This is a genomic window from Chamaesiphon sp. VAR_69_metabat_338 (assembly GCF_031423935.1).
Lineage (GTDB): Bacteria > Cyanobacteriota > Cyanobacteriia > Cyanobacteriales > Chamaesiphonaceae > Chamaesiphon.
Window position 1 is genome coordinate 1 of the sequence record NZ_JANPGM010000714.1, and the last position, 2,736, is coordinate 2,736.

2 protein-coding genes are annotated in these 2,736 nt (G+C 47.7%); both read left to right on the forward strand.

What is annotated here, in order from left to right; all coding sequences use genetic code 11:
- Positions 1-116 precede the first annotated feature (116 nt).
- On the forward strand, positions 117-2,453 hold the full coding sequence (locus tag RMO84_RS19995) for an ATP-dependent helicase (RefSeq protein ID WP_310490194.1): 2,337 nt from the start codon (positions 117-119) through the stop codon (positions 2,451-2,453).
- A gap of 73 nt (positions 2,454-2,526) precedes the next feature.
- Positions 2,527-2,736 (forward strand): AAA family ATPase (locus RMO84_RS20000; protein ID WP_310490195.1); only part of this gene is annotated, 210 nt, incomplete at its 3' end.

Genomic DNA, 2,736 nt, shown 5'->3' on the forward strand with positions numbered 1-2,736 from the left:
GCCACGACTTCAGTCGTAGGCATTCTCTGGGTGTCGATCGATCGATTCTGCTTGCAGATTCGCGAATACTGTTAAATTGTTAACCAGGGGTTCAAGTCATTCGCTCTACTATTTCCATGCTAACTGCCGATCGATCGGACAATATTACCAGATCCCAAGCTGAAACCATTGCTGGTTGGCGGCAGGGATTGCGCAGCGGACAGCGAACTTTGGCAGACTGGCAGGGAGGATTGTTGGCGGTATCGGCAGTGCCAGGAGCCGGAAAATCCCATAGCATGGCGGTTGCGGCGGCAATTACAATCGCGCGCGAAAAGTTGCACCAACGCCATCAACTGGTAATTGTCACGCTTACGCGATCGGCGGCGGCAAATATTAAGGATAAAATTAAAAGCTGTCTCAAGGAATTGGGTTTGCCACCGATCGGTTATAGCGTCAATACTATTCATAGTTTGGCACTGAGTATCGCTAGCAAGCATCCCGATTTATCTCAGCTCGATTTAGCCGAACGGACGCTAGTGATGCCATCGAGCAATCATCAATTAATTGAGGATACTGTCCAAAATTGGTTGAGTCGTTACCCTAATAGTTATCGCAACTTGCTCGAAGGCGAAAGTTTCGATGGGGAAGAAACCGAGCGATTGCGGCGGCAATCGGTACTGCGGACGGAAATTTTACCAGGTTTGGCTTTTACTGCCGTCCGCGAAGCCAAAAGTTCGGGTTTATCGCCAGCGGAACTGTGGCAGATTGCCAAGTTATACCCAGATCGCTATGATATTTTGAGTATCGGGGCAGGACTCTATGAGGCTTATCAAGAGCTGCTGGTAACAAAAGGGTACTCGGACTATGATGAGATGATCGTGGGAGCCTTGCGGGTGATGCGCGACCCTAGCGCGCGCCAACTGTGGCAGCAACAAGTCTATGCCGTATTTGAAGATGAAGCACAAGATTCCAGCCCTTTGCAGGAGCAACTATTACGACAATTGGCAGGCATTCCCAATCGACCGGATTTACAACCCAATCTGATTCGCGTTGGCGATCCCAATCAGGCGATCAACTCGACATTTACACCCGCAGATCCGCGCTACTTTCGGGAATTTTGTCAGGAGTGCAGCGAGCTTGTCTCCAGAGGCACTTCGCGACTAGAAAAAATGGAGCAAGCCGGACGCAGTACGCCAGCCGTCATGGATGCGGCTAATTTTGTCCTCGATTGGGGGAATCGCTATCTCCAACCACCCGCACCTATCGAAACAGACGAATTTACCGAGCATCTGTCAACACCTGAATCTGTGTTCTGGCTGCAAACAATTCGTCCGGTATCCCCTGGTGATGCCCAGCCCAATCCGATCGCGCAAGATGGCGGGGTAGAATTACATACACCCCACGATGTCTATGCTTCGGTACAGGCGATCGAGCAGCGGTTAACGACATTATATAAAGCCAATCCAACGGCTAATGCGGCAATTTTAGTCCGCGAAAACCGACAAGCGAAATTTATTTTTGACAGGCTGTCAGACTGGCACCGCTTGCATCCAGAAATCAAGCTTTATGAAGCTGGTGAAGGAGATCGCACCTCGAAGATCCCTGGTGAAATGCTGACTTTGTTGCAGTTTATCACGCGTCCCCATTCACCAGATTATCTCAAAGCAGTTCTCAAAGTTTTACTCGATCGCAAACTTATTGAGGCGCAAGATATCGACGCCCTCGCGGTCTTTCCCGAACAGTTTTTATATCCGAGTATTTTAGAAACTCCCCAGACAGAAACAGTTTTAAGAGCGCGCGAAATTTGCTGTGAATTATTGCGCGCGCGCCTGCTGTTACCCCATTATCAACTGATTAGCTATTTTGGCGATCGATTGAACTATCAAGCTAGCGAACTAGCGACTGCGGAAAAATTAGCCGATCGCATTGCCATGCAAACCTACGGACGGACTTCGATTTATGCCACGATGGAAGTCTTACAAGATATCGTCACGACCGAGGGCTTTGAGAATATTGACGATGGCTCGGAATCCCGCTATACGGCATCCGGACAGGTGACGATTATTACCATGCACAAAGCCAAGGGATTAGATTGGGATTATGTATTTATTCCCTTTTTGAGCGATCGGATTCCCGGTCAATTATGGACGCCCCAAGGTGCTAAATTCTTAGGAGATTTTACACTCTCAGAAGTCGCCCGTGCCAAGATTCGCGCTCACTTACACCAGCAATCGATTCCCTCCGAACAAGCAGCATGGAAACTAGCAAATTATCTCAAGCAGGGTGAGGATTTACGCTTATTATATGTAGCAATTACTAGAGCTAAAAAGTTATTATGGTTAGCTGCCGAATATGAGGCTCCCTTCTTATGGAATCGCTTTAACTGGCAACAAGGCGATCGCTTACAAGATAGCAAACCATCACCATTATTTACCGCTCTATGCAAACAATTTCCGCGATTGGTTAAGAACTAACTAGGTGTGTTACGCTTCGCGATAACACACCCTACATGCTTGCAAATATTCCCTATTCTCTATCCCCTAGCTCGTGTATTTGAATCGTCTCCATCTGCGTCATTTTCGGAACTATCGGGAACAGGAAGTGATCTTTTCTGCGCCTAAAACAATTTTATTGGGCGATAATGCTCAAGGTAAATCAAATCTCTTAGAAGCTGTTGAATTGTTATCGACACTTAAGAGTCATCGCGTGACGCGCGATCGAGATTTAGTCCTCACTGGTGAAACCGAAAGTAAAATT